The sequence below is a fragment of the Hydrogenophaga sp. GW456-12-10-14-TSB4 genome (genome assembly GCF_059424305.1).
The window spans coordinates 82533-88852 of the sequence record NZ_JBWKZH010000015.1 but is presented as its reverse complement, the minus strand read 5'-3'; the positions used below and the strand labels follow the sequence as shown (position 1 = coordinate 88852).

The window sequence follows — 6320 nt, the reverse complement described above, 5'->3', positions numbered from 1 at the left end:
GGGCGAAATCGGGGCCGGGGGCGACAGCGCGGCGCGCAGTCCCCCCACGATGAAACGCACCAGCCGCTCGGCGGCGGCCGGGTCGTTGGGCCGGTTGAGGTTGAGCGAGAGGCGCTCGACGCGGACGTCGACCAGGTGGTGCAGCAGGGCGCCGAGCGCGAACTGGTAGGCCCAGGCGGCGTCGGCGCGGCTGGCGTGCGGCAGGACGCGGTGCAGCGCGTCGATGAAGCGGTGCGCCAGCGGGTCGAAGAACTCGTTGAGCACGCGCTCGGACTCTTCGCTGTGGTAGGCCAGCTCGCGGCCCACCAGCTGGGCGTAGAACTGCCCTTCGGGGCTGGATCGCATGCGGATCACCGGCGCCACGAAGGCCTCGACGATGCGCTGCAGGGTCTGCGGGTCGTCGGGGTCTTGCGGCGTGGCGTCCAGCGCGGCCAGGCGTTCGTCGATGGTGTGGCTCCAGTGCGCGAACACCGCGTGGAACAGGTCCTGTTTGGGGCCGTAGTAATAGGCCACCAGCGCCAGCGGCACACCCGCCTCCTCGGCGATCTGGCGGATCGTCACGGCGTGGTAACCGCGCAGCGCAAACAGCTTCTCGGCCGCGAGCAGGATGGCTTGCTGGCGGTCGGGGCGGGGCGCGGCACTCTTCTGGCGACGGGTGGGCATGGCGTTATTGAACATCTGTTCAAAAATGTTGTACACCCGTACAAACCCTGGGCCGGGTCTGAGGGACCGGGGGCGGATCTGTGTTACCAGTGCACCATGGGCAGGCCGGGCACGGGCGAGGTGAAGAACGGGATGGTGGTGCCCATCAGGCTGCCGATGTAGACCGTGCGCAGGTCGGGTCCGCCGAAGGTGACGCTGGCCATCCAGGGCGCCAGCGTGCCGCGCGCGCGCAGCATGTCCTCGGCGGTGAGCGTGCCGTCGTTCATGTGGTCGAGCAGCACCTTCGAGGTCTCGGGGTTGCCGTCGTCGAGCAGCAGGCGGCGGTCGCCTTGCGGCGTGAGCGCGATCAGCTGGTCGGTCATGACCAGCGTGCACCAGAGGTTGCCGAAGGCGTCGAAGGCGATGCCGTCGGGGAAGCCGCCCAGGTGCGAGGGCCCGAACACCTCGCGGTCGGCCAGGGCCACGCCCTGGGCCGACTCCACCACCCGCATGCGGCTGATGTGCGGCCCGGTGGTCTCCACGATGTAGAGCCACTCCTCGCGCGCATCGAAGCGGATCTCGTTGGTGAAGTGAAAGCCGTCGGCCACCACGCGCAGGCCGCGCTCGTCCACCACCGCGAGGTAGCCGTCGCGCACGCGGCTGCTGGCCGCCACGGTCCACGGATTCACGCGGGTGGAGACGGTGAGCCAGATGCGATCCTTCGAGTCGCGCAGCACGAAGTTGACCTTGCCGATCGGCTGGCCGTCGATGCGGTCGTGCAGCGTGCGCGTCTGTCCGTCGCGCGCCATCACCTCCAGCCGGTCGGTGCCGAAGTTGGCGATCAGCACGTCGCCGTTGGCCGCGAACGCCAGGCCGTTGGGCAGCGTGCCCTGCGTGAACTTGGCCTCCACGTCGTCGATGGAGGCCTGGGCGGCGCTGGCGAAGCGCGTGTCGGCGCGCTGGCCGATGAAGCGCTGCTGCCCGTCGGCGCCGATGCGCGTGACGCCGCCGCGCGCATCGGCCGCCCACAGCGTGCCGTCGCGCTCGGCCAGGATGCACTCGGGCCGCTGCAGGTCCTGGCCGATGGTGCGGATCGTGGCGCGGTCGACCTGGAAGCCGTCCAGCGGATTGTTTGTCGAAGGCATGGTGGGTTCCCCGATGAGGCGGGCCGCGGGCTGCGGCCGGCGAAGGGGGCATTGAACGGGCGAGGTCGATTCTTGTACAACCGTACAAACCCTAGGCGTGCGGAGCGCGAGCCCGATCTAAGCTCAGCGCATGACTGCGCCTTACGTGCCCCAGATCCGCCTGTACCAGCAATGGCTCGCCGAGCACCGCGACCTGCGTTTCGAGAGCTACGACGCGCTCTGGCGCTGGTCCATCACCGACCTCGACGGCTTCTGGCAGAGCATCTGGGACTACTTCGACCTGCGCTCGCCCACGCCGCACACGGCCGTGCTGGCGAAGAACGTGATGCCCGGCGCGCCCTGGTTCACCGGTGCGCGCATGAACTACGCGCAGCAGGTGTTCCGCCACGTGGGGCCGGCGCACGAGGCGGGCTTCGCCGCTGTGGTGAGCCGCAACGAAAAGGGCCGGCAGGTCGAGCTGAGCTGGCCCGAGCTGCGGCGCCAGGTGGCCTCGCTTGCGCAGCACCTGCAGGCCCAGGGCGTGCAGCCCGGCGACCGTGTGGCGGCCTACCTGCCGAACATCCCCGAGGCCATGGTGGCGTTCCTGGCCACGGTGTCCATCGGCGCGGTGTGGAGCATCTGCGCGCCCGACATGGGCACCAACGCGGTGCTCGACCGCTTCCGCCAGATCGAGCCGGTGGTGCTGATCGCCTGCGACGGCGTGAGCTACGCCGGCCGCGACCACGACCGCCTGGCCGTGGTGGCCGAGCTGCGCGCTGCCCTGCCCACGGTGCGCCACGTGGTGCTGCACACCAACCTGGCCGAGGGCGAGGCGGCGCAGGCCGAGGCGCTGCGGGCTGCCGCGCCCTGCGTCTGCTTCGCCGCAACCACCGCGCGCGACGATGCCGCCACCGCCGCCTTCGAGCCGGTGTGGCTGCCCTTCGATCACCCGCTGTGGATCGTCTACTCCAGCGGCACCACCGGCCTGCCCAAGCCCATCGTGCATGGCCACGGCGGCACGGTCATCGTGGGGATGGCGCTCAAGATCCTGCACAACGACGTGGGTTGCAGCTACCACCCCAACAGCTGGGGCGAGCGCTACCACTGGTACAGCTCCACCGGCTGGGTGATGTGGAACGCACAGACCAGCGGCCTGCTCAATGGCACCACCTGTGTGATCTACGACGGCAATCCGGGTGGGAGCAAGGACAGGCCCGACTGGACCACGCTCTGGCGCTTCGCGGCGGAGCTCGGTGTGACCTTCTTCGGCGCGGGCGCGGCCTTCTTCGCCAACTGCATCAAGGCGGGGGTCGACCTCGCCGCGTGCGGCGATCTGTCCGCCGTGCGCGCGCTCGGCACCACCGGCTCACCACTGTCGGAAGACGCGCAGCGCTGGGGCACGGAGCAATTCCGCCGCGTCGCGAAGAGCGAGGCGCAGCAGGACATCTGGTGGTGCAACATCTCGGGCGGCACCGACTTTGCGGGCGCCTTCATCGGCGGCAACCGCGAGCTGCCGCAGACGCCCGGGCGCATGCAGTGCCGCTTGCTGGGTTGCGCGGTCGAAGCGTGGAATGAGCAGGGCCAACCGGTGATCGACGAGGTGGGCGAACTGGTCTGTGCGCAGCCCATTCCTTCGATGCCGCTGTATTTCGTGGGCGACGTGAACCACCAGCGCCTGATCGGCAGCTACTTCGACACCTATCCCGCTGGCCAGGGTCGCAAGCCCGGTGGCGGTGACCTCGGTCCCGAGGCCGGCGCGGTCTGGCGGCACGGCGACTGGCTGCGCATCGGCGCGGACGGCTCCTGCGTGATCTACGGCCGCTCCGACGCCACCATCAACCGCCACGGCCTGCGCATGGGCACGAGCGAGCTCTACAGCGCGGTGGAAGCGCTGCCCGAGGTGATGGACTCGATGGTGGTGGACCTCGAGTACCTGGGACGCGAGAGCTACATGCCGCTGTTCGTGGTGCTGCGCGAGGGCACCGTTCTCGACGATGCGCTCAAGGCGCGCATCAACGACAGCATCAAGACCGCGTTGTCGCCGCGCTTCGTGCCCAACGGCGTGTTCCAGGTGGCGGAGATCCCGCGCACGCTCTCGGGCAAGAAGCAGGAACTACCGATCAAGAAACTGCTGCTCGGCCAGCCGCTGGAGAAGGTCATCAACCGCGAGGCGATGGCCAACCCGGGCTGCCTGGATTGGTATGTGAAGTTCGCGGCTTCGCGGGCGTAGCTGCTCTGTCAGGTTTTCGCGCCTGCACCTCGCTGGCTCGCGAGCACCGGGCGCTCTGCTCCGCGGGTGTCCCCCGGCGGCTGGTGCCGCCTCCTCCTTTACCCCGCTGCGCAGAACGCCCGGCACTCGCGAGCTGGGGCGTGCGGGTGTTCGCGCCGGGGTGAGCCCTCAGTTCGCCACCGTGAAGCGCTGGCGGGTGTGCTTCGGGTTTTCGATTTCGTCCACGATCGCCACTGCCAGATCGGCCACCGAAATGCCCGACGGCTGATCGCCGGAACCCGGCAGTGGCTGGTCGCCGCCCGTGCGGTACTTGCCGGTGCGCTCGCCTGGCGCAAGGAGGATCGGCGGCGAGAGGAAGCTCCAGGCCAGTGCGGTCTCGCCGCGCAGGCGCGTGAGCAGGTCGCGCGCGGCCAGCGCGCCCTGTTTCCATTCGGCCGGGAACTCGGGCGTGTCCACCAGCTGCAGGCCGGGCGCCACCTCCAGGCTGCCCGCACCGCCGACCGCCAGCACCCGCTGCACGCCGGCCTGCTTCGCACCGGCGAGGATGCCGTCGTAACCCAGGCCGAACAGGCGATGGATCTCCGGCTCGCTCCAGCCCGGGTTGTAGGCGCTCACGACGGCGTCGTGCCCGGCCACGGCCCGGGCCACCTGCGCGGCGTCGGTCACGTCGGCCTTCACCACCTGCAGCCCGGCTTGTGCCGCGAGCTTCTCGGGGTGGCGGGCAAGGGCGGTCACGTGGTGGCCGCGCGAGAGCAGTTCGGCGAGCACGGCGCTGCCGACGAAACCGGTGGCACCGATGAGGGCGATCTTCATGACGAAACTCCTGAGAAAGTTGGGATGGATCTAGTGTCATGGCTACAAAGAATGAGCGGTAGGCGGCAGAATCTGCTTTCTTCTTGTAGAAAATCTAAACAATGAGCAGCGACAACACCGCCTGGACGGACAAGCTCAAGCGCATGGCCCTGTTCGCGGAGATCGTGGACAGCGGGTCGTTGAGTGCCGCCGCCCGCCGCGTGGGCAGCACGCCCTCGGCCGTGAGCCAGCAACTGCGCCTGCTCGAAGAGGCACTGGGCCTGGTGCTGCTGCACCGCTCCACCCGCCGCCTCACGCTCACCGAGGCCGGTGAGCGCTATTACCCCGCCTGCGCCGCCATGGTGGCCCAGGCCCGCAGCGCCGACCAGGCGCTCGAGCGCCTGCGCGACGAGCCCGAGGGCGAGCTGCGCCTGGCTGCGCCGATCGGTTTCGGCGAATTGCTGGCCGCTGCGCTCGAGCCCCTGCGGCGCCATCCCCGGCTGCGCCTGCACCTGCTGCTGGACGACACCCCCATCGACCTCATCGGCGAGCGTGTGGACCTGGCCCTGCGCGTGGGCCGCTTCACCGACTCCTCACTGGTCGCGCGCCGGCTGGGTGAACTGCAGCGCCAGCTCTGTGCCGCGCCGCGTTACCTGGCCGAACGCGGCTGGCCACGCCACCCGGGCGAGCTGGCCGGGCACGACTGGCTGGGCCTGCCGCCGCGCGGTGCCGCCGTGGACACCTTGAGCTTCCAGGGTTTGCAAGGCGAACGCGAAGAGGTGCGCGTGGAGGCACGCCTGTTTGCCTCGCAGGTGACCGCGCTGCAGGCCATGGCCGTGGCCGGCTGGGGGCTTTACGTGGGCATGGCGGATGATGTGCGCCAGCCCATGGCCGAGGGCCGGCTCGCGCCCGTGTTGCCGGACTGGCGGCTGGAGCCGGCGGCGGTGTTCGCGGTCACGCCCCGGCGCGGCGAGCAGCCGGCCAAGGTGCGCCATGCGTTGCAGGCGCTGCAGCAGCACTTCGCGGCCCGATCAGGCTGAAGGCTTACAACGCGGCGAGCTTGGCCATGCCCCAGGCGACCACACCCACCTGCACGAGGTTGAGCAGGATGCCCGTGAGGTGCAGGCGCCGGAAAAGCGGGATCGCGGAGGTGTCGCCGCCTGCGATCCTTTCCCGCAGCGCATCCATGCGCGGGACGACCCAGCGGCGCACTGCGAAGACAAAGGCCGCCACGCCCCCCATGGCCAGCCCCGCCGCGACGCGGCCCACCGCCATCTGGCCCACAGCCCCCGCGCTGGCGGCGATCACCACCACCGTGTAGTAGTAGTTGAACAGCGCCCGGACGAAGCGCGCGTCCTGGGGGGTGTCGTGTTTCAGGATGAGCAGCGGCGGCGACGCGAAGGTGAAGAACACCATGGGAAAGATCAGCGCGACCAGCGACAGCAACACGATGGCCTTGGACAGCATGGGGTTCTCCTGGGCGCCGCGGGCATTGGGCTCGCCAAATGCTCATCCGCGGAACTGACGGATGA

The 6320-nt window shown here is 69.8% G+C and carries 6 protein-coding genes; 2 read left to right on the top strand and 4 right to left on the bottom strand.

Annotated elements, in window-relative coordinates:
• The coding region (locus AC07ZS_RS10260; protein ID WP_494798497.1) for a TetR/AcrR family transcriptional regulator at nucleotides 1-663 on the bottom strand (663 nt) is incomplete at its 3' end.
• An 83-nt stretch (nucleotides 664-746) separates the two neighbouring features.
• Nucleotides 747-1787 carry an SMP-30/gluconolactonase/LRE family protein gene (locus tag AC07ZS_RS10255; RefSeq protein WP_494798496.1) on the bottom strand — a complete coding sequence of 347 codons (1041 nt, stop codon included), beginning with the start codon at nucleotides 1785-1787 and terminating at the stop codon, nucleotides 747-749.
• 130 nt (nucleotides 1788-1917) lie between these two features.
• Between AC07ZS_RS10255 and AC07ZS_RS10250 the strand changes: the two genes are divergently transcribed.
• The gene (locus AC07ZS_RS10250) at nucleotides 1918-3996 is read left to right on the top strand and encodes an acetoacetate--CoA ligase (protein ID WP_494798495.1); all 2079 of its coding nucleotides are present in this window, start codon (nucleotides 1918-1920) and stop codon (nucleotides 3994-3996) included.
• 168 nt (nucleotides 3997-4164) lie between these two features.
• Here AC07ZS_RS10250 and AC07ZS_RS10245 read toward each other — a convergent pair whose 3' ends face one another.
• Nucleotides 4165-4809, bottom strand: a complete 645-nt coding sequence (locus AC07ZS_RS10245; protein WP_494798494.1) for an NAD(P)-dependent oxidoreductase — start codon at nucleotides 4807-4809, stop codon at nucleotides 4165-4167.
• Nucleotides 4810-4910: 101 nt separating this feature from the next.
• Here AC07ZS_RS10245 and AC07ZS_RS10240 point away from each other — a divergent pair, with 101 nt between their 5' ends.
• Nucleotides 4911-5828 (top strand): LysR family transcriptional regulator, encoded by a 918-nt coding sequence (locus AC07ZS_RS10240; RefSeq protein WP_494798493.1) that lies wholly within the window; start codon nucleotides 4911-4913, stop codon nucleotides 5826-5828.
• A gap of 4 nt (nucleotides 5829-5832) precedes the next feature.
• Here the strand turns inward: AC07ZS_RS10240 and AC07ZS_RS10235 are convergent, their stop codons facing one another.
• Complete coding sequence (locus tag AC07ZS_RS10235; protein WP_494798492.1) at nucleotides 5833-6255, bottom strand: hypothetical protein; 423 nt, start codon at nucleotides 6253-6255, stop codon at nucleotides 5833-5835.
• Between the last annotated feature and the right edge of the window lie 65 nt (nucleotides 6256-6320).